The sequence below is a fragment of the Oceanirhabdus seepicola genome, assembly GCF_023684385.1.
In the GTDB taxonomy this organism is placed as follows: domain Bacteria; phylum Bacillota; class Clostridia; order Clostridiales; family Clostridiaceae; genus Oceanirhabdus; species Oceanirhabdus seepicola.
On record NZ_JAGSOJ010000003.1, the window covers coordinates 279157 to 300163 of the forward strand.

Below are 21007 nucleotides of genomic sequence, written 5' to 3' on the forward strand. Positions count from 1 at the left end.
GTAATATTATTATGGTGGGGATGCATAGTGAAGTAGGGAATTTTAGAAAATCTAACCAGGATTATATTGGGTTTTTTCAATGTAATGATGGCGGTGTATACGTTATTGCTGATGGAATGGGAGGATATGCAGGAGGCGAAGTTGCGAGTAAAATAGCAGTTGAGACTGCATTATCTGCATTTAAAGAAGTGAATACTGCAGATGTAGATGATGAATTTATTAGGGGTGTAGTGGATTCGTGTAATGAAGCGATTATTGAAATGGGGAAGATTGATCAATCATTACAAGGTATGGGAACCACATTAACTCTATGTTTTATAAATAAAAACAAAGGTATAGTTGCTAATATAGGAGATAGTTGTTGTTACATACTATCAAAGGACGTGTTTTATAAATTAACAAAAGATCATTCTCTTGTTCAAGTATTTGTTGATTCAGGCAACCTTACTGAAGAAGAAGCCAAAAAACATCCAAATAAGAATATTATAACAAGGTCATTAGGGACAACAGAAAAAGTAGAAAGTGATATTTATTTTATAGATGTTGATAAGAATGATAAAATAATGCTATGTACTGATGGATTATCTAACCATATAGATAATGATGTGATGAGAGAAGTGCTTTTAAAATTAGATACAATTGAAGCGGTAAAAGAATTAGTTGATCTGAGCAAGAAAAATGGAAGTAAGGATAACATATCAGTAATGGTATTTAAAGGAGAGTGCCAAGATGATAGGTAAAAATTTGAACGGTAGATATGAACTCGTGGAAAAAATAGGCGAGGGTGGAATGGCATGTGTATTCAGAGCGAAGTGTCATTTGTTAAATAGAGATGTAGCAATTAAAATATTGAAGAAAGAGTTTTCAAATGATGAAAATATCGTTGGAAAATTTAAAGGAGAGGCCGCGGCGGCTGCAGGATTATGCGGTAATAATATAGTTAACATATATGATGTTGGTAGTGAGAATGATACAAATTATATTGTCATGGAACTTGTTGAAGGAAAAACTCTTAAAGAGTTAATTCAAGAAGAGGGAACTATTAATGAGAAAAAGGCTATTGATATTGCTATTCAAATTGGTAAAGCATTACAAAGTGCTCATAATAAGCGTATAATCCATAGAGATATTAAGCCTCACAATATAATTGTAGATGATAATGGTGGGATTAAAGTAGCTGACTTTGGTATAGCAAAAGCTATAGATCAGTCTACAATAACAAATACTTCTAAGGTTATGGGGACAGCGCATTATTTTTCACCAGAACAAGCTAAAGGTGGGTATGTAGATTTCAGAAGTGATATTTATTCTTTTGGTATTGTTCTATATGAGATGGTTACGGGGCGAGTTCCTTATGATGCAGAAAGTATAGTATCTGTTGCTATAAAACATCTTCAGGAAGAGGTTGTTCCTCCTATAGAAGTTAATGAGAAAATATCCATTGGGTTAAATAGTGTAATCTTGAAATGCATCGAGAAAGATCCAGGGTTAAGATATCAAACTGCCGATGAACTTATAGTTGATTTATATAATCTTAAAAATAATAAAGAAATTAATATTGGAAGAAATGTTGAAGATTTACAACAAACGCGAGTTATGAATGTTGTTAAAGAAGAACATTTGAAAAGTCATAGAGATAATATGAAAAATAAAGCCAGTGATGAAAACAAAAAGAGCAAGAAAAAAGGAATAATTATTGGAGTAGCATTAACATTAACATTGATATTTTCTATTGTTTTGACTTGGGCAGTTACACACTCTAAAGATAATAGTGGAAATAATATTATAAAGAACGAAAAGACTACAGTTCCATTTATAGTAGGTGAGAGCCTTGAAGAGGGTAAGAAAATGATAAAAGATAGAGAATTAGCATACGAGGTTGTTCGCGAAGCTAAAAGTGATCGTGAGAAGGGGTCTATTATTAAAGTTACTCCAGAAGAAGGTTCAAAGGTAGAGAAAAACACGGTTTTAAATTTGGTTGTTAGTAAGGGAGCAGAAGGTGTTAAAGTTCGAGTGTATAGAGGGTTAGATATTGAGACAGCTAAGGGTATGTTGACATATGATGGTGTAACTTTAGGTAAAATTCAGGAGAACTCAAGTATACTTGAAAAAGGTAAAATAATTAGTCAATCGCCAGAAGCGGGAACAATCGTTGAAAAGGGTGATAAGATTTCATTTATAGTAAGTAGCGGTCCGGAAATTAAACAAATTAAAGTTCCTGATGTTACAGGAAAAATATTAAGTGAAGCTAAAGAGATACTTGAATCTAATAAGTTTGAAATAGGGTTAATAAGTGTTGTAGAAACTAATGATCCGGATAAGAATGGTGTTGTATTTAGTCAAAGTCCAGCAGGCGGATTAGAGGTAACTGAGGAAAGTGTAATTAATCTTAGCCATTATTTATTTAAGGAAGATGAAAGAATGAAGGTGATTGTACCTAATTTTATCGATATGTTAGGTATCGAAGCTGATATAAAGGCATCTGAGACTGGCATTAAAGTTGAAATTAATGGTGATGATTTTGAATATGTGGTAGAGCAAAGCGTTGCCGCTGGAGAAAAAATTCACGTAGGAGAAACAATAATTTTAACAACAAAAAAGAAAAAAGAGGAGTAAAGAGATATATGGAAGGAATCATAATTAAAGGAGTAGGTGGTCTTTACACAGTAAAAGTGGGAAAAGAACATTATGTATGTAAAGTTAGGGGAAAGTTTAGGTACACTAAAGTGACTCCAATGGTGGGTGATAGAGTGTCTATTATCCTAGAAGAAAATGATGAGGGTGTTATAGAAAAAATTCATGAAAGAACAACCGAATTAATACGTCCTGTTGTTGCAAATGTAAATCAGGCATTGGTGTTTTTTACAATAAAGCATCCTGATCTTAATCATAATCTATTATATAAGTTCCTTTTATTATGTGAATATAACAATCTAGATATTGTGGTTTGTTTTAATAAGATGGATTTAGTTGGAGAAGAAGATAATTCAACTATAATAAAAATTCTAAGAGATGTTGGATATGAAGTAATTGAAGTAGCAGCAAAAGAAGGGGTAAATATTGATGCAATTAGAGGGAAGATTGAAAATAATATATCTGTTTTTTGCGGACCTTCAGGAGTTGGGAAATCTACTACGCTAAATAGCATTGCTAATAGAAAACTTATGGAAACAGGTGAAATAAGCGATAGATCTAAGCGTGGGAAACATACGACTAGACACAGTGAACTCATAGAATATGGAAATGGGTTGATTGTTGACACTCCAGGATTTTCATCTTTAGATTTGAGTTTTATGGATGTAGATGAAGTTAAAGAGTGTTTTCCAGATTTTCATATTGAAGAAAATTGTAAGTTTTCAAATTGTAATCACTATAAAGAGCCTGGTTGTGCAGTGAAAAAAGCAGTAGAATCAGGAGAGATAAATAAAGAGAGGTATGAATTTTATATATATACTTTAGAAGAATTAATAAACGGGAGGAAGAAAAAATGGTAAAGATAGCACCGTCAATATTATCAGCAGATTTTTCAAAATTAGGGGAGGATATTAGAAGTATAGATAAGTATGGAGCAGATATGGTTCATATAGATGTGATGGATGGTAAGTTTGTACCAAATATATCTTTTGGATTTCCAATAATTAAATCTATTAGGAACCTGACGGATTTAGAGTTTGATGTACATCTTATGATTGAAGAGCCAACTAGATTTGTAGATGAATTTATTGATGCTGGGGCTGATATAATAACTATACATTATGAAAGTGAAGTACATATAGATAGAGCTATTAATTATATAAAAAGTAAAGGAGTTAAAGTTGGACTATCATTGAATCCAGGAACTCCTGTATCTTTAATTGAAAACTTAATACCAGCTCTGGATCTTGTTTTAATAATGAGTGTAAATCCAGGGTTCGGAGGTCAGAAATTTATACCTTATTCATTAGATAAGATAAAAGAAGTTAAAGCGTTAGCTGAAAAGTATAATAAAGATGAAATGATGATTCAAGTAGATGGTGGAGTTGGAACACAAAATATTAAAGAGATTAATGAAGCAGGCGCTAATGTAGTTGTTGCTGGTTCTGCCGTATTTAGAAATGGTGAGATTGAAAAGAATATTGAAGCTCTTAGAAAGGCTGTTATCTAATGCAAGCATTAATAGTTAGTGCCGGTGATGAGCCCTCTAATGAACTTTTCTTTAGTGAATATAAACGTGCTGATTTTAAAATAGCTGTTGATGGAGGGAGTAGAGTGTTTTATAAACACAATTTACTCCCAGATCTTATGTTAGGGGATATGGATTCTTTAGATGATGAGATTGTAAGTTTCTTTGTTTCAAAAGGAGTGGAGATAAAAAAATATAGACCAGAGAAAGATCTTACTGATACAGCTATAGCTGTTGAATATATAATTAAAGAGAAGTTTGATAAGGCTATTTTGCTAGGGTGCACAGGCAGTAGATTTGACCACCAATTTGCCAATGTAGTATTACTAAAAAAGATGGTTAATAATAATATTGAAGGTATTATAAAAGATAGCACTAATGATATTTTCTTAATTAATAAGAGTAAGTTGTTATATAAAGATAGAAAGTATGTTTCTTTCTTTGCTTTGAATGAGATAGTTACAGGATTGACATTAGAAGGGTTTAAATATCCATTGAGTTCACATGAACTCTCTAGATATGATGTATTATGTACATCTAATGAAATCATTGAGGCGTGGGGTAAAGTTCACTTCCTTGAGGGAGAATTAATGTGTATATGTAGTGATGATTAAGCATATGAAAATAAATAACAAGTCATAAATTTATGACTTGTTATTTATTTGAATGCACCTTGGAAAATTACATGCAAATAATTCCTTAATATGGTATAATGTTAAGGAATTAATATATAGGTGAGTTTAATAAATGAAAATCTTAGCCATTAAGTTACCTAAGTTTCTATCTAAGATTGTACAAATTTTTGTAAGAAAGAAATCGTGACTAAACTGTAGACTATGAAGAAAAAAACAAGCAGAAAACAAACAAAAGCACAATACATTGTATTGTGCTTTCTTTTGCAATAAGTACATAAAATCAAAAATGCAGATAACTGCATTTTTTCTATGTTAACTATTAAACTGCACGCTGTACTTTACCAGAACGTAAACATCTAGTACACACAGATATTTTCTTAGGTGTGCCATTTACGATAGCCTTAACTTTTTGTACGTTTGGCTTCCAGTTCCTGTTTGATCTACGATGTGAGTGAGATAGTTGACCACCGAAAACTACTCCCTTACCGCAACATTCACATTTTCTTGACATACCGACACCTCCTCTAAATTACATAAATCAACTTCAAACAAAAATTATTGTATCATAAATGATGGCACTTTTACAAGTGTTTTTTACTAGAAAGTTTGATAATTAGAGAAAAAAATAGTAATATAGATTTATTTTCTTGAATTAAAAGGTAGTATAATATAAAATAACAATAAGGTAGTTCATATAAGGAGGAATAAAATGAAGGGAAATATAAACACAGAACTAGGTAAGATATATTACAATGAAGAAGTAATTACTAATATAGCTGGCTTATCTACAATGGAGTGTTATGGAGTTGTTGGTATGGCTTCAAAAAATGCTACTGATGGTATATGGGAGTTATTAAAAGGAGAAAATCTGAATAAAGGTGTAAAGGTTATATCTAAAGAAGATAAACTCTACATTGAATTATATATCATTGTTGAATATGGAACTAAAATATCTGTAATTGCAGATAATATAATTAAGACTGTTAAGTATAATATAAACAACTTTACGGGACTTTCAGTTTGTGGAGTTACTGTTAATGTTAAAGGTGTTAGGGTTTAAGGAGGAACTTAAATGCAAAAAATATCTATAGATGGAGCAAAATTCTATTATATGTTGATGAATGCTTCAAATAAACTAGAACAAGAAAAAGAATATGTAAATTCATTGAATGTTTTTCCAGTGCCTGATGGTGATACTGGAACAAATATGTCGCTCACTTTTAAAGCAGCTGCCCAAGAAATTTCAGGAATGAGAAATGAGTCAATCAGTGAAATAGCAAAGAAATTTTCTAGAGGGGCATTGATGGGAGCAAGAGGAAATTCAGGAGTTATATTATCTCAGATTTTCAGAGGATTCTCAAAAGGATTAGAAAATCTACATTATGCTTCTTCTGGAGATATTGCTAATGCAATAATGGAAGGGGCTAATTATGCTTATAAAGCTGTAATGCGTCCTACAGAGGGTACAATATTAACGGTAATAAGAGAAGCTGGAGAGTTTGCAATTAAATGTGAGGAAGAAGAAATAGATACACTGCTAGAGAAAGTTTGTAATTACGCAGAAGAGATACTAAATAAAACACCAGATATGCTACCTGCGCTAAAAGAAGCCAAAGTTGTTGATGCTGGTGGGATGGGTATGTTAATCCTTCTTAAAGGTATGTTAGATGTGGTGAAATACGACATAGTAGATGAATTGAAGGATGTTGTTGCAAGAGAACATAAATTTGAAGCTCAAGTTACAGAAGGTGAGCAACAATTTGGATACTGCACAGAGTTTATTATATTAACTGATAATTACGATTTGGATACTTTAAAAACTCAATTGAGTGAAATAGGTGATTCAATAGTAGCAGTTGGTATGGATGATTTTGTTAAAATACATGTTCACACATTAGAACCTGGAAAGGCTCTTAATCTTGGAACTTCTCTTGGTCAACTTACAAAAATTAAAATTGAAAATATGAGTGAACAACATAAACATACATTGGACATGGAAGAAAATAAAAGTAGTGATGTTGCCTTAGATGAAAATATTGAGACAAAGAAATATGGGTTTATAGCTGTAGCTAGAGGTGAAGGGTTAACAAATATCTTTAAAGATCTTAATGTTGATCGTGTTATTGAAGGTGGTCAAACAATGAATCCTAGCACGCAAGATCTAATTGATAGAATTGATGAAATAAATGCAGAAACTATATTTATTTTACCAAATAATAAGAATATCATGATGGCAGCAGAACAAGCTGTTCACTTAAGTGAAAAGAACATAATAGTTGTTCCAAGTAAAACAATACCAGAAGGAATAGCGGCGTTATCGATTTTTGATGAAAATGGTAGTGGTGAAGAAAATCTTGAAAGCATGATTGAGACAATCGAAAATGTTAGTACGGGAAGTGTTACATATGCTGTTAAAGATACTGAATCAGATGGAAGAGAGATTAAAGCTGATGATATACTTGGTATAGTTAATGGGAAGATAGAAATTATCGGAAATGATAATTTGAAAGTTTGTTGCGATATAATTGATGAAATGGTTGACGATTTTAGTGAACTAATTACAATTTATTATGGTGAAGATTGTAATAAAGAAGATGTAGATAAGATGGTTGAGGAATTAGAAGATAAATATCCAGATATGGATATTGAAAGTTATGAAGGTAAACAACCATTATATTATTTTATTGTTTCAGTTGAGTAGAGCCCTTTAGGGTTCTGCTCAGGCTGTTTAAAAAGCTCAATCTCGGCGTCACTAAGGCTCTCTGCGCTGCTCAAGTACTCAATTGTACATTCCGCTGCTCGTTCGCCTAGTTCCTTGATCTTGAACTTTTTAAACAGCCTGAAGTTTTTAAGATAGTAGTAAGAATGATAACAATATTGTATAACTATTCAACAAGCTTAGTAGAACCTTAGGGTTCTTCTTTGTTATTATTTTAGGGAATTGAAAAATTTCTAAAGAGTAAAAAATAATTAGAGAAAAATATAAATGCGAATTGAGAATGGGAAATCTACATTTGTTTTTTAGGCGTACGAAGTGCGCGCTTTATTAGGAGTGATATTATGAACCTTACAATGGATATAAAATATCTTAAAGGGGTAGGGCCCAAAATGAAGGAAGAGTTGAATAAAGCTGGTGTTTTTTCTTTTCTAGATTTACTTCTTTATTTTCCAAGAGATTATGAAAGTGTAGATATATTAAATGATAAAAGCACTTGGATAGAAAATTCAACGGTTATAGTAGAAGGGGTAGTAAAAAAAATAAATAGAGATTTAAGAATTAGAAATAATATGACTATAACTTCCATTAAACTAGAGAACTCTTGTGGTGAATTTTATTGTAAGTGGTTCAATATGCCATATATTAAGAATAACTTTAAAATAGGTAGTAAGTATGTTTTAAAAGGGAAGGTTTATAATTTAAAGGGCGATAAAGGATTAAACAATGCGAAAGTAATTCGTAATTCAAACCTAGATAGTATGAAAGTTGTTTCTAAATATAATTTAAGAGGTAAATTAACCAATACATTTTTGAATAAGATTATAACTGAACTAGTAAATAATGTGGATATTCAAGAGAATATATCAAAAGAAATCATCAAAAGGTATAATCTTATTTCTTTAAAAGATGCTATTATTAACATACATTGTCCCCAAGGGAAAGAGATGCTTATAAGAGCTAAGGAAAGATTAAAGTTTCAGGAATTGTTTACTTATTCATTAAAAATATTATCATTGAAGAAGTATTTTAAATGTGCCAATGGTATACAGTATAAAATTTGTGAAGAGTTATCAATAATTAAAGAGGAACTACCATTTGAACTTACTGGTGCTCAAAGAAGAACTTTAAGAGAAATACTCTTAGATCAAAAAAATACGTATCCTATGAACAGACTTGTACAAGGAGATGTTGGTAGCGGTAAGACTATAGTTGCAATTATATCCATGCTTAATGTTGTGAAGAATGGGTATCAAGCTTCTATGATGGCTCCAACAGAGATTCTTGCTAGACAACACTATAATGAGACGTGTGCCCTGTTGAAAAAATTCGGTATTAACATAGAATTACTTGTTGGAAGTACTACTAAAAAAAACAAGGAAATCATAAAGGAAAAGTTAAAAGAAGGGAAAATTGATATTATTATTGGTACACATGCTTTAATTGAAGATAATGTAGAATTCAATAAAGTTGGGTTAGTTGTTACGGATGAGCAACATAGATTTGGTGTGAATCAAAGATGCAGATTATCTAATAAAGAAGAAAATGTTGATGTACTAGTAATGACTGCCACTCCAATTCCTAGGACATTATCACTTTATCTTTATGGAGATTTGGATGTATCTATAATTGATGAGCTACCTAAGGGGAGAAAAGAGATAAAAACTAGATACACTGAAAAAAAACAAAGTCAAAAAGCTTACGAATTTGCTCTGAATGAAATTAAAAAGGGGAGACAGGTATATATTGTATGTCCTTTAGTAGAAGAGAATGAAGAAATGAAGCTCACATCCGTTGAGGAGCATTTTAAAGAATTACAAAAAAATATATTTAAAGATGTAGAAATTGAAATTCTTCACGGGAAAATGAAAGCTAAAGAAAAAGAACTTGTGATGAATAGGTTTAAGAATGGTGAAATTAAAGCGCTTATTTCTACTACTGTCATTGAAGTTGGAGTTAATGTTCCAAATGCTACTGTTATGATTATTGAGAATGCAGAAAGATTTGGATTATCCCAATTACATCAATTAAGAGGAAGAGTGGGAAGAGGGGAGCATCAATCTTATTGTATTTTGGTTCCTGAAGTTAAAAGTGAAGTCACAAGAAGAAGAATGGAAATAATGGTTGAATCTAATGATGGGTTTTATATATCTGAACAAGATTTGAAAATCAGAGGAACAGGTGAACTTTTTGGAATCAAACAGAGTGGAGAAGATGAACTGTTATTAGCAAATTTAAGAGAAGATATGAATATACTAAGGGTTGCAAATAAAGAAGCTCAAATGGTGATTGATAGTGAAGATATGGAGCACATCAAAATGAAAAAAGAAATATTAAGAAAATTATCGTCATCAAGCAACTATATATGTTACAATTAATAAAAATATGAAAATATTTAACAATATTTTGTAAAAACGAACAGAATATGATAAAATAATTTATGCGTATGAAAATAAATAACGAGTCAAAGGTGCGACGGAAATTTTGTGGCATAGGGTGTGTTGGGGCTGATAGTTGTTCTGTCGGTGGGTTATAAGGATGAAGTATACAATGCAGACCTATGAATAGTTAGTATTTGAATATGCATTAAGAAAACTTTAAGATGAGGTGTTGGAATGAGAATTATTTCAGGTAAGGCAAAGGGAAGGAAAATTCTTGCCCCTGCAACTATGGTTACTAGACCAACTTTAGATAGAATTAAAGAGGCAATTTTTAATATTTTATATGATAAATCTATAGATGCTAATGTTGTAGATGTTTTTTCTGGAACAGGTAGCTTAGGTTTAGAAGCAGCAAGTAGAGGCGCAAAGAAATGCTACCTTTTTGATAGAGATGATGAAACTTTTTCAAGATTAGAGCAAAATGTTAAAAATTTGAAGTTTGAAGATGTATGCACTCCTATTAAAGGCGATTCATACAAAAGTTTAGAAATGTTAGCTAAAAGAGGAGAAAAGTTTGATATCATATTCATAGACCCTCCATACGCTAAAGAAATGATTCCTAAGGCTATTGAGATAGTTACTAATGAGAAAGCGCTAAAAGACGATGGGATAATAGTATGTAAAATCGATAGTGGTGAGGATATTTATGAAGGGAATCAAGAGATAATACTTACTGAGAAAAGAAAGTATGGTAATACAACTGTTCTTTTCTATGAATATACGGAGGAATAATATGAGAACTGCAGTATTTACTGGAAGTTTTGATCCAATAACTTTAGGTCATTGTGATATTATTGAACGCGGAAGTAAGATATTTGACAAAATTATTGTTTTAGTAATGGTAAACCCTGATAAAAAAGGATTATTTGAACTTGAAGAACGTGTTGCCTTAATAAAGAAAACTGTATGTAATTTAGAAAATGTTGAAGTGGACTCATATTGGGGGCTGCTCGTTGATTATATGAAAGAAAGGAATTATAATATAATCATCAAGGGACTTAGAAATACTATTGATTTTAACTATGAATATGATATGGAATCAGCAAATAAAAAATTATATTCAGATGTAGAAACGGTGTTTTTGATGAGTGATAGAAATAAAGGTTATATTAGCTCGTCTATGGTTAAACAAATAGCTAAATTTGGTGGGGAATTAAAAGGTTGTGTTAGTGAAGAAGTTGAGTGCGCTATTTTAGAAAAGATGAAATTATAAGGGGTGAGTAATATGAAGATTGTTGAGTATTTAGAATGTATGCAAGATCTTATTGAAAATGCGTCCAAAGTTCCTATGACAAATAAGATAATGATAGATAAGGAAGAGATGTTAAGTTTAATAGAGCAGATATACAACTATCTTCCTGAGGAATTTAAGAAAGCCCAATGGATAGTTCATGAAAAAGAGAGAATCTTAAAAGATGCAACGGAACAAGCTGAAAAGATTAAACAAGAAAGCTATGAGTATCATAGAAAAAGATTGAAAAATCACGATTTGGTTAAAGAAGCAAAATTGAAAACTGAAGCCATGTTATCTAAAGCAGAAAGAAGTGCAGCGGTTATTACAACTGAAGCTACTGACTATGCTGGGGAAATATTACATAATGTTGAAAGTGATGTGTCAGAAATTAAACAAAGGTTGATTGATGATATAAAAGATGATGTAAATAAGAGTCTAAATGATATAGATAAAAAAATGAATGATGTTATAAATAAGTTAAAAGAAAACCAAGAGGAGCTTAGGGGAATGAATTAGCTCCTCTTTTTTTGTGCAAAGAAACTGAAAATAAAAGAAATTATAAGTGTGAAATATGAAATAATATATATGACACTAAGTGATTTTAGTTCGTTTTTATGAAGTGTGGAAACCATTAATGATGAAAAATCAGTAATAGAGATAAAAAGAATAAATACACTTATAAGACAAGATGAAATAACGCCTTGTAATATTTTAGCCCCAAAATACTTTTTAAAAGATAAGTTTACATTATAAACTAATGAGTAAACTTGAGAGAATATTGAGAGTCCGCTAAAAGATATCAGGAAGCTTATTAGAATTAATTTAACTAAAAGAGAGGTGTCTGTCTCTGAAATCATTGTAATTCCATTAGTGATTTCAATAATACCAAATAACATCTTTCCAATTAGCGAATTAAAATCAGGGAATAAATTTAAAATATAGTGGTTCAGATATTCAATGATTACGGAAAAAAAAGTTATATAAGCACAAACTAACAAGGAAGTATTGAGAGCGCCTTCGATACTCTGTTTAATCGCATTTCCTACATTCACTTTTGTTGTTTTTATATTGTTTAAACTAGTAAATGAATATGCTTTTTTTGATGAGAATATGTACCCGGTTATATAGCATGAGATAATGTTTATAAAAAATAATATGTACCCAAGTTTGATGTTTTTTAGGAGTACTGCACCAACTATTCCAATTACAAATAAAGGGCTGGCATTAGAAGCTACAATTAAAGTTGTTGTTGCATTGTCATAATTCAAATGATTTTCTTTACTCAAAATACCTGTGTATTTAGCTCCTAAAGGGAAACCGCAAATTAGACTGACAATCAAAGGGAAACTTGCAGTTGGAGGAAGATTAAGTGGTTTACAAAGTACTTTGCCAAATATTCTGGAGTAAACATTTATACCGTTAAAACTTAAAATTAAGCCTGTAATTACTGTGAATGGAAACAGTGATGGAAATACTGAATTATAAAAAAGTTTTACTCCCTGATGTGCTGATGAGATACAAAGTTTTGGATTCAATAAAATCAAGATAAGTGTAATTGTTAAAAGAAATATAACAATATTCAAGAATTTGTTTTTAGTTTTTAAAAAGATAAATCCTGTAACTAAAATTAAAATTAATACTATTATCATGTTAACACTCCTTAAGAATTATAGTATTAAATATATTTTATTTACAGGAATTATATTACAGTAATTATTTTAAAATATATGGTTTTTTATAGAAATCATCACCATACTTTACGTTATTATTTAATAATGAGTATAAATTTGTAGCCTTAATATCATGACTCAAGATTGAATTGTGCTTCTTTGTTACAGAGGCAATTAAAGGTATATCGATGTTTTTTTTGATTTGGTTAAGTATTTCTTTCCCTTTAGAATTAAAGCCTAGAACTCTTATGTAGCTAGGCTTAATGCTCCTTAGATGCTTGTAAGAAATTTTATCAAATCCCAAATATAATTGAAAAAGTAAACGATAAATTCGAGTAAATGTATATCTTTTTGATTTAATTTTATTAACAGCTTCTTCAAGTGTATTACTTTTGATGAAAGCATCTAGTATTCTATTCCCCATACCTTCTTCTAAATCAGGTAATGATAAAATTGAAGAGGGATCCATTAGTAATTTATATTTAATGTATGAGAATGCCTTATTAGGATTAACAAAATCATACTCTCTAGTTTTAAGTAGATTTAAGTGTTTATAAATGTTACTAGGCAAAAAAGAGGCTAGATTATTTATTTCTTTATTTTCATAAATAAATTTTCTGATGGAAGTTGCACTAGCAAATTCAGTTAACAGTTTTGTTTCATTGTAAGCTGAGCCTCTTCGCTGTATAGTGTAAGGGGTCATGGAACTATTTAGTTTAATCAAACTTTTACAATATTCAATACCCAAAATATTATTTGAAGAGTTCAAAATTGTATTTAGATTATCTGAACTGATGTTTAAAAGAGAATTATCAAGTATGTATTGTGAAAGTGCAAAACTTCTAGCTGCAGGAAAACTCGCACCATTGTTCAGTCTTTGTTTTAATAGTGATCTATACTGTTGAGGTTCTTCAACTAGAATTTCAGCTATTGTTTTAAGAATATTGATATCACCAAGCTCACTACCGAAACAGATATTATTTACACATCCAAGGGAATTAAGTGTGGCTACTGACCCATAAGCGAAAAATTCAGCTGAGGAAATAGCATATACTGTGGGAATCTCAAGTAAAAGGTCAACTCCATTATCTAAAGCGAATTTAGCTCTCTCCCATTTGTCAATGATTGCAGGAACTCCTCTTTGAACAAAATTACCACTCATAACGCAAACAATAGCGTCGCTAGAAGTCTGTTCTTTTGATTTGTTAATGTGATATATATGACCGTTATGAAAGGGATTGTATTCAGTTATTATACCGGTAATATTCATAAATTTCTCTCCTGTATAAATATTTGTGTTTAAAAAAATAATATCATATAAGGATAAACTTCATCAAGTTGTTCTATATCAACAATTGATTTTAATATGCATTAGATAAAAAAACGCAAAATAAACAAAAATACAAAGAAATTCTCCATATTTTAATTTTAATCCTTGAAAAAGAAAACTTCTGGGTTTATATTAGTATAGAGTGATAATTGTGCAGGAGGGGAAATAACATGGAACTTATGAATGATATCTGGAAAAAAGCTCAAAGCGATATTAAAAAAATTGTTCTGCCAGAAGGTGACGAAGAGAGAACTTTAAAAGCAAGTGAAATAATTGCTGAAAAAGGTCTAGCACAAGTAGTTCTAGTAGGTGATTTAGAAACTATTAAGAAGAATGCAGAACAATTAGGAGTAAACCTTGAAAAGGTTGAAATTGTTGATCCTAAAACAGATGATAAAAGATCAGAATATGTAAATGCTTTTTATGAATTAAGAAAGCATAAAGGTGTAGATATTGAAAAAGCAGAAGCTATTCTAAATGATCCGTTATTTTATGCAAATATGATGTTGAAGATGGATGATGTTCAAGGATTGGTTGCTGGTGCAGTACATACAACTGGAGATACATTAAAGCCAGGGATGCAAATCATAAAAACAGCACCAGGAATAAACGTTGTATCTAGCTTTTTCATAATGAGCATTCCTAATTGTGAATATGGTAAAGATGGATTAATGCTATTTGCTGATTGTGCAGTTAATCCAAACCCAACAAAGGAGCAGTTAGCTTCCATCGCAATCAGTACAGCAGATAATGCTAAAGGATTGGCAGAAGTAGAGCCAAAGGTAGCGATGCTGTCTTTCTCAAGTATGGGAAGTGCTAGACATGAACTAGTTGATAAAGTAAATGAAGCAACAAAGATTGCAAAAGAAGCAAGACCTGATTTAGCTATAGATGGAGAACTGCAATTAGATGCAGCTATAGTTCCATCAGTTGCAGCACAAAAAGCTCCAAACAGCGATGTTGCAGGAAAAGCTAATGTTTTAGTTTTCCCAGATTTACAAGCTGGTAATATAGGTTATAAGCTTGTTCAAAGATTGGCAAATGCAGAAGCAGTTGGACCAATATGCCAAGGATTTGCAAAACCTATAAATGACCTCTCAAGAGGATGTAGTGTAGATGACATAGTTAATGTTGTTGCAGTAACGGCTGTTCAAGCTCAGAACTGTAATTAATTTAATATATTTTAGGAGGCAGAAATATGAAAATTTTAGTTGTAAACTGTGGTAGTTCATCACTTAAATATCAGTTAATTGATATGGCTAAAGATAATTCCTTAGCTCAAGGATTAGTAGAAAGAATAGGTATCGAAGGTTCTATATTAACTCAAAAGGTTAATGGAGAAAAGTACATAGTAGAACAACCAATGGAGAGTCATCAAGATGCAATAAAACTTGTATTAGAAGCTTTAGTTGAAGAAACTCATGGTGTTATTAAGAGCATGGATGAAATTTCAGCTGTTGGACATAGAGTTGTTCATGGAGGAGAGAATTACGCAGAATCTGTATTAATTGATGATGAAGTAATGAAGGCTTTAGAAGAGTGTGTTAAACTTGCACCACTTCACAATCCACCAAATATTACAGGAATTAATGCGTGTAAAGCATTAATGCCAAATACTCCAATGGTTGCAGTATTTGATACAGCATTCCACCAAAGTATGCCAGATAAAGCATACATGTATGCTCTTCCATATGAGTTATACGAGAAGCATGGAATAAGAAGATATGGTATGCATGGTACATCTCACAGATATGTATCTCAAAGAGTTGCAGAAGTTGTTGGAAAGCCAATTGAAGAATTAAAAATAGTAACTTGTCACTTAGGTAATGGAGCAAGTTGTGCAGCTATTCAAAATGGTAAATCTGTTGATACATCAATGGGATTCACTCCATTAGAAGGGTTAGTAATGGGAACAAGATGTGGTGATATAGATCCTGCTATAGTTCCATTTATTCAAAAAGCGGAAAATTTAACTGCTGCAGAAGTTGATACTCTTATGAATAAGAAATCAGGAGTATTTGGATTATCTGGTGTAAGCAGTGACTTTAGAGATATTGAAGGTGCAATAGAAAATGGAAATGATAGAGCTAGATTAGCTTTAGATGTTTTCCATTACAGAGTTAAGAAGTATATCGGTGCATACACTGCTGCTATGGGTGGAACTGATTTGATAGTATTTACTGCTGGTTTAGGTGAAAACTCTAAAGATAGTAGAGAAGCTGTTTGTGAAGGACTTGAATACTTAGGTGTTAAAATTGATAAAGAGAAGAATAACTTCAGAGGGGAAGAAAGACTTATTTCAACTGATGACTCTACAGTTAAGGTGTTTGTTATTCCTACTAATGAAGAATTAATGATTGCTAAAGATACAAAGGCTATCGTTGATGCTCTTTAATTATTAATTTAAGGTCTATTTAATTGCTAGGGAAACAGTGTTCGATTAAATCTGAGCACTGTTTTTATAAAATAGTCTTGACTTTTGATGGTATTATTTATATAATAAATTGTGCTTGTGCTATTACTAGCATTAATAATAGGAGATGACAGTATGTTATTTAACTTAAGTAAACTGTGTAATAAAAGTATTATGAAGCTTTCAGTTAATGAAAAAATTGATTTGAATAAGATTAATGCTTTTGATGAAGAAATTATCTTTAACTCGCCTGTTGATTTCAAAGGAACGTTTGTCAATAAAGATGAATACATAGAATTTAACGGGGAAGTCTCATGTAACTTGAAACTCATTTGTTCTAAATGTCTTGAGACATTTGATGAAACTTTTGAGGTGAAGATAGATGAAAAGTTTTCGCGATCTGAGCAAGAGGAATGTTTTGAACTTCCTTCGAATTGTGAAATAGACTTAGGTAGGATAATTGAAGAAAACATAGTTAGTTATTTACCTATTCAAAGAAGATGTAGTGAGAGTTGCAAAGGTCTTTGTCCCATTTGTGGAATGAATCTTAACCTTCATATATGTGATTGTAACCCAATTGTTGAAGAAGAAGAAGAAAAATTAGACCCAAGATTTACTAAACTGCAAGACTTTTTCAACAAAAATTAAACATAAAGATGATATTGTTAAGGAGGTGTAATTATGGCTCATCCAAAGAGAAAAACTTCTAAAGCAAGAAGAGATAGAAGAAGATCACAAAACTTTAAGTTAAGTATGCCAGGTATCGTGGAATGTCCACAATGCCACGAGGTAAAATTAGCTCACAGAGTTTGTAAGAGATGTGGACACTACAAAGGTAAAGAAGTAGTTTCTAACGATAATTAATAAGATTAAAGAAGAAAGTCTCTAAGGCTTTCTTTTATTTTATCTTATTTTAAGTCCATATATGATTTTCACTATAGACTATAAGCGGTCATTAATATATAATTAAGGCATATGAAAATAAATAACAATTCAAATATGCTACGAATATTATGAGGCAAACTGACTAGTTATTTATTTTGAAAATGTTTAAATTGAAAAAGTAATAATGAGAGGTATATAATATGAAAATTGTTGTTGACGGCATGGGTGGAGATAATTCACCATGTGAGATTGTCAAAGGATGTATCGACTTTCTTACAGAAAGCAAAAAAGAAGTACATATATATATCACAGGTCCTCAAAAGAAAATAGAGGAGGAACTTGAGAAGTATCAGAATAATAACAATATAACCATTGTGGATGCTTCTGAGGTTATTTCATGTAACGAACCTCCTGCCATGGCAATAAGAAAGAAGAAAGATTCTTCTATGGTTAAAGCACTAAGAATGGTCAGAGATGGTGAGGCTGATGCAATTATATCAGCTGGTAGTACAGGGGCTTTATTGACGGGAGCTACTTTGATTATTGGAAGAATTAAAGGAATAAAAAGAGCAGCATTAGCTCCACTTATGCCAGGAGAAAAGGGCCCATTTATGCTTATAGATTGTGGAGCAAATGTAGATTGTAAACCAGAAAATTTGGTACAGTTTGCATTGATGGGTAAAGCTTATTTTGAGAGTGTGATGAATATTAGTGATCCTAAGGTTGGGTTAGTTAATATTGGAAGCGAAGAAGAAAAAGGTAATGAGTTAACTAAAGAATCTTATAAGTTACTGAAAGAAGAAAATATAAATTTTTATGGTAACATTGAGCCTAGAGATATGGTTAGTGGAGATGTTCAGGTGATTGTAGCTGATGGGTTTGTTGGAAACACAATATTAAAGGCAATAGAAGGTGTATCCTCATTAATTTTTGGAAGATTGAAAGAAGGAATTTATTCTTCCTTCAAAACAAAAATTGGAGGTGCGTTATTAAAACCTGTGTTTAGCCAATTCAAAAAAGACTTTGATTATAGAGAATATGGAGGAACACCTTTTTTAGGTGTAAAAGGTGTGTGTATCAAAGCACATGGAAGTTCTGATGCAAAAGCTATTAAAAATGCTATTAAACAATCAGTATTATTCTACGATAAGAAAGTTATTGATAAGATTAAAACAGAATTTGAAAAATAGATATCCAATGTTTATCAGAAATATTTAAATTTAAAGAATAATTTAATAATATATTATGGAGGGATTATTATGGTATTTGAAAAGATTAAAGGAATTATCGCAGATCGTTTAGGAATCGATGAAAATGAAATTAAACTAGAATCTAATTTTGTAAATGATTTAGGAGCAGATTCTCTTGATGTTGTAGAGCTGGTTATGGCACTGGAAGAAGAGTTTGAGGTTGAAATAGCAGATGAAGATGCTGAAAAAGTGGGCACTGTAAATGACGTAGTAAAGTACGTATCAAGCAAAATAGAAGAATAAAAAGTCCCGCTTTGCGGGATTTGTGTTTATTGATAAAGTTACAATATATTGTTATTGCTTTGTTTTTGTCTTTAGAATGTCAGACTTTAATAATACATAGTAGTTAGGAGAATAATAATGATTCATAAAAAAAAGGTGATAAGTGAGCTAGAAAAAAAACTGGGAATAAGTTTTAATAATAAAGAATTGATATTAACTGGTTTGACACATAGTTCATATGCTAATTTAAAAAAAGAAGTAGAATATAATGAGAGAATGGAGTATCTAGGGGATGCTGTATTAGAGTTAATTATATCTGAATATTTATTTATGAGATGTGAGGATAAATCAGAAGGGGATTTAACTAAAACTAGAGCTTTGATTGTTTGTGAAAATTCACTATTTGAAATAGCTAATGGATGGGATTTAGGAAAGTATATTCTTATGAGTAAGGGTGAAGAGAGTACAGGGGGAAGAAAGAGATCCTCTATTTTATCAAATTGTGTTGAGGCAATAATTGCAGCAGTATACCTTGATAAAGGAATAGAATTCACTAAAGAGTTTGTTCTAAAGAGCTTTGATGATATAATTAATAAAGCCATAGAAAATAAAATAGTTTTAGATTATAAAACAAAACTACAAGAAATACTACAACAAAATGGTGTGATTGATATTTCCTACGAGTTAGCTAAGTTAGAAGGACCTCCTCATAGACCTAAATTTTTCATTGATCTAAAGGTTGAGAATGTAATCAAAAGTAACGGGGAAGGGTATACAAAAAAAGAAGCAGAACAAAATGCTGCAAAGGCATATGTGCAACTAATGGAGGAGCTTAATGAGTAAAAGCTATTATATAATTCCTGTATTTGTGCCACATGAGGGGTGCCCGCATGATTGTGCTTTTTGTAATCAACACTCTATTACAGGGAAGCATGAAGAAATTTCAACAACAGAGATTAGAAATATGATTGATGAATATATTGAAAGTATAAATAAGAAAAAAGATAAAGAGGCTATAGTGGAAATATCCTTTTTTGGTGGAACATTTACTGGGATTGATATTAAAAAACAGAAAATGTTGCTAAGTATTGCAAAAGAGTATAAATCAAAGGGAAAAATAAAATTCATACGTCTTTCAACACGTCCAGATTATATAAATGATGAAATCTTAAAAAATCTAAAAGAGTATGAAGTGGATATTATTGAATTAGGGGCGCAGTCATTTGATAATAAGGTATTAAAAGCAGCAAATAGAGGTCATACAGCTGAAGATATTGAAAAGGCTAGCCAATTGATAAAAGAATACGGATTTACTCTTGGAATTCAATTGATGTTAGGGTTACCAAAAGCTGATTTTGAAAGTGATTTTTATTCTGCAAAAAAAGCGGTTGATGTAAAACCGGACTTTACAAGATTGTATCCATCATTGGTTATAAAGAATACAGAGATGGAGTCAATGTATGAATTAGGAGAATATACTCCGTATACTATTGAAGAATGTATTGAAATAACTAAAAGAATTTTTGCGTTTTTTGAGGTGAATGATATCAAGGTAATACGAATTGGGCTGCAACCAACCAAAGAAATATCATCTGGTTCTGAATTGGTAAGTGGGCCTTATCATCCTGCAATTAGAGAGTTGATTGAAGGATCTCTAATAAATGATATGATTTCAAGAAGTATCATTGACCTGAAAGAAGATGTGGATTTAATTATTAACCATAAAGATTTGTCTAAATTGTATTGTTGGAAAAAAAAGTTTTTCAATAAGTTATTGCTCGATTTTAATGGAAATATAAAAGTTGAAACTAGCAAAGAGATTAATCGAAATCAATTTGTTGTGAAATATGGAAAAAAATATATTAAATTAGAATTAAGAGATTATTTAAATGAATTTATAAAAAAAGTAATGGGGGATGAGTTTAATGAAAAGAAAAAGTAAACAGAAGGTAATTAGATATACATTAATCGGAATTACATCAATATTTGTTTTAGGAACTGTACTTTCGATTATCGTACCATTATTATAATATTGATGTGGGTGAAATT

The 21007-nt window shown here is 31.1% G+C and carries 22 protein-coding genes; 19 read left to right on the plus strand and 3 right to left on the minus strand.

Annotated elements, in window-relative coordinates; genetic code table 11:
• Positions 1–11 precede the first annotated feature (11 nt).
• Genes KDK92_RS15120 through KDK92_RS15140 form a run of 5 tightly spaced genes read left to right on the plus strand, consistent with a single transcriptional unit; the run spans position 12 to position 4776 of the window.
• Positions 12–740 carry a Stp1/IreP family PP2C-type Ser/Thr phosphatase gene (locus KDK92_RS15120; RefSeq protein ID WP_250860170.1) on the plus strand — a complete coding sequence of 243 codons (729 nt, stop codon included), beginning with the start codon at positions 12–14 and terminating at the stop codon, positions 738–740.
• A complete protein-coding gene (gene pknB, locus KDK92_RS15125; RefSeq protein WP_250860171.1) occupies positions 730–2616 on the plus strand; it encodes a Stk1 family PASTA domain-containing Ser/Thr kinase in 1887 nt (628 codons plus the stop codon). Before KDK92_RS15120 ends, pknB begins: the two co-directional genes overlap by 11 nt.
• A gap of 8 nt (positions 2617–2624) precedes the next feature.
• Positions 2625–3494, plus strand: coding sequence for a ribosome small subunit-dependent GTPase A (gene rsgA / locus KDK92_RS15130; protein ID WP_250860172.1), 870 nt, complete (start codon positions 2625–2627; stop codon positions 3492–3494).
• Positions 3488–4144 carry a ribulose-phosphate 3-epimerase gene (gene rpe / locus KDK92_RS15135; protein WP_250860173.1) on the plus strand — a complete coding sequence of 219 codons (657 nt, stop codon included), beginning with the start codon at positions 3488–3490 and terminating at the stop codon, positions 4142–4144. Before rsgA ends, rpe begins: the two co-directional genes overlap by 7 nt.
• Entirely contained in the window at positions 4144–4776 is a 633-nt protein-coding gene (locus tag KDK92_RS15140; RefSeq protein WP_250860174.1) for a thiamine diphosphokinase, read from the plus strand. Before rpe ends, KDK92_RS15140 begins: the two co-directional genes overlap by 1 nt.
• A gap of 340 nt (positions 4777–5116) precedes the next feature.
• On the opposite strand, the gene rpmB is transcribed toward KDK92_RS15140, so the two are convergent.
• Positions 5117–5308, minus strand: coding sequence for a 50S ribosomal protein L28 (rpmB, locus tag KDK92_RS15145; protein WP_250860175.1), 192 nt, complete (start codon positions 5306–5308; stop codon positions 5117–5119).
• Positions 5309–5506: 198 nt separating this feature from the next.
• On the opposite strand from rpmB, the gene KDK92_RS15150 reads away from it, so the two are divergent.
• From KDK92_RS15150 to KDK92_RS15175, 6 genes are all read left to right on the plus strand, one after another.
• Entirely contained in the window at positions 5507–5857 is a 351-nt protein-coding gene (locus KDK92_RS15150) for an Asp23/Gls24 family envelope stress response protein (protein ID WP_250860176.1), read from the plus strand.
• A 12-nt stretch (positions 5858–5869) separates the two neighbouring features.
• Positions 5870–7498, plus strand: coding sequence for a DAK2 domain-containing protein (locus tag KDK92_RS15155; protein WP_250860177.1), 1629 nt, complete (start codon positions 5870–5872; stop codon positions 7496–7498).
• Positions 7499–7857: 359 nt separating this feature from the next.
• Positions 7858–9891, plus strand: coding sequence for an ATP-dependent DNA helicase RecG (gene recG, locus KDK92_RS15160; RefSeq protein ID WP_250860178.1), 2034 nt, complete (start codon positions 7858–7860; stop codon positions 9889–9891).
• Between the two features lie 237 nt (positions 9892–10128).
• Positions 10129–10686 carry a 16S rRNA (guanine(966)-N(2))-methyltransferase RsmD gene (gene rsmD, locus KDK92_RS15165; protein ID WP_250860179.1) on the plus strand — a complete coding sequence of 186 codons (558 nt, stop codon included), beginning with the start codon at positions 10129–10131 and terminating at the stop codon, positions 10684–10686.
• 1 nt (position 10687) lies between these two features.
• On the plus strand, positions 10688–11167 hold the full coding sequence (gene coaD / locus KDK92_RS15170; RefSeq protein ID WP_250860180.1) for a pantetheine-phosphate adenylyltransferase: 480 nt from the start codon (positions 10688–10690) through the stop codon (positions 11165–11167).
• Between the two features lie 12 nt (positions 11168–11179).
• On the plus strand, positions 11180–11704 hold the full coding sequence (locus tag KDK92_RS15175; protein ID WP_250860181.1) for an ATPase: 525 nt from the start codon (positions 11180–11182) through the stop codon (positions 11702–11704).
• On the opposite strand, the gene KDK92_RS15180 is transcribed toward KDK92_RS15175, so the two are convergent.
• Together KDK92_RS15180 and KDK92_RS15185 are read right to left on the minus strand one after the other, a co-directional pair.
• Positions 11701–12837 carry a sporulation integral membrane protein YlbJ gene (locus tag KDK92_RS15180; RefSeq protein ID WP_250860182.1) on the minus strand — a complete coding sequence of 379 codons (1137 nt, stop codon included), beginning with the start codon at positions 12835–12837 and terminating at the stop codon, positions 11701–11703. The two genes, KDK92_RS15175 and KDK92_RS15180, sit on opposite strands and share 4 nt — an antisense overlap.
• A gap of 64 nt (positions 12838–12901) precedes the next feature.
• Positions 12902–14128, minus strand: coding sequence for a nucleotidyltransferase (locus KDK92_RS15185; protein WP_250860183.1), 1227 nt, complete (start codon positions 14126–14128; stop codon positions 12902–12904).
• A gap of 230 nt (positions 14129–14358) precedes the next feature.
• On the opposite strand from KDK92_RS15185, the gene pta reads away from it, so the two are divergent.
• The 8 genes from pta to KDK92_RS15225 all read left to right on the plus strand — a co-directional run bounded on the left by pta (position 14359) and on the right by KDK92_RS15225 (position 20900).
• Positions 14359–15360, plus strand: a complete 1002-nt coding sequence (gene pta, locus KDK92_RS15190) for a phosphate acetyltransferase (protein ID WP_250860184.1) — start codon at positions 14359–14361, stop codon at positions 15358–15360.
• Between the two features lie 26 nt (positions 15361–15386).
• Positions 15387–16583, plus strand: coding sequence for an acetate kinase (locus KDK92_RS15195; RefSeq protein ID WP_250860185.1), 1197 nt, complete (start codon positions 15387–15389; stop codon positions 16581–16583).
• A 153-nt stretch (positions 16584–16736) separates the two neighbouring features.
• Complete coding sequence (locus tag KDK92_RS15200) at positions 16737–17249, plus strand: YceD family protein (protein ID WP_250860186.1); 513 nt, start codon at positions 16737–16739, stop codon at positions 17247–17249.
• Positions 17250–17282: 33 nt separating this feature from the next.
• Complete coding sequence (gene rpmF, locus KDK92_RS15205; RefSeq protein WP_250860187.1) at positions 17283–17465, plus strand: 50S ribosomal protein L32; 183 nt, start codon at positions 17283–17285, stop codon at positions 17463–17465.
• A gap of 221 nt (positions 17466–17686) precedes the next feature.
• A complete protein-coding gene (plsX, locus tag KDK92_RS15210; protein WP_250860188.1) occupies positions 17687–18676 on the plus strand; it encodes a phosphate acyltransferase PlsX in 990 nt (329 codons plus the stop codon).
• A 69-nt stretch (positions 18677–18745) separates the two neighbouring features.
• Positions 18746–18979: an acyl carrier protein gene (gene acpP, locus KDK92_RS15215; RefSeq protein WP_276576001.1), complete on the plus strand. Its 234-nt coding sequence runs from the start codon at positions 18746–18748 to the stop codon at positions 18977–18979.
• Positions 18980–19096: 117 nt separating this feature from the next.
• Complete coding sequence (gene rnc, locus KDK92_RS15220; protein WP_250860189.1) at positions 19097–19801, plus strand: ribonuclease III; 705 nt, start codon at positions 19097–19099, stop codon at positions 19799–19801.
• Positions 19794–20900 carry an elongator complex protein 3 gene (locus KDK92_RS15225; RefSeq protein WP_250860190.1) on the plus strand — a complete coding sequence of 369 codons (1107 nt, stop codon included), beginning with the start codon at positions 19794–19796 and terminating at the stop codon, positions 20898–20900. Before rnc ends, KDK92_RS15225 begins: the two co-directional genes overlap by 8 nt.
• The last annotated feature ends 107 nt before the right edge of the window (positions 20901–21007 follow it).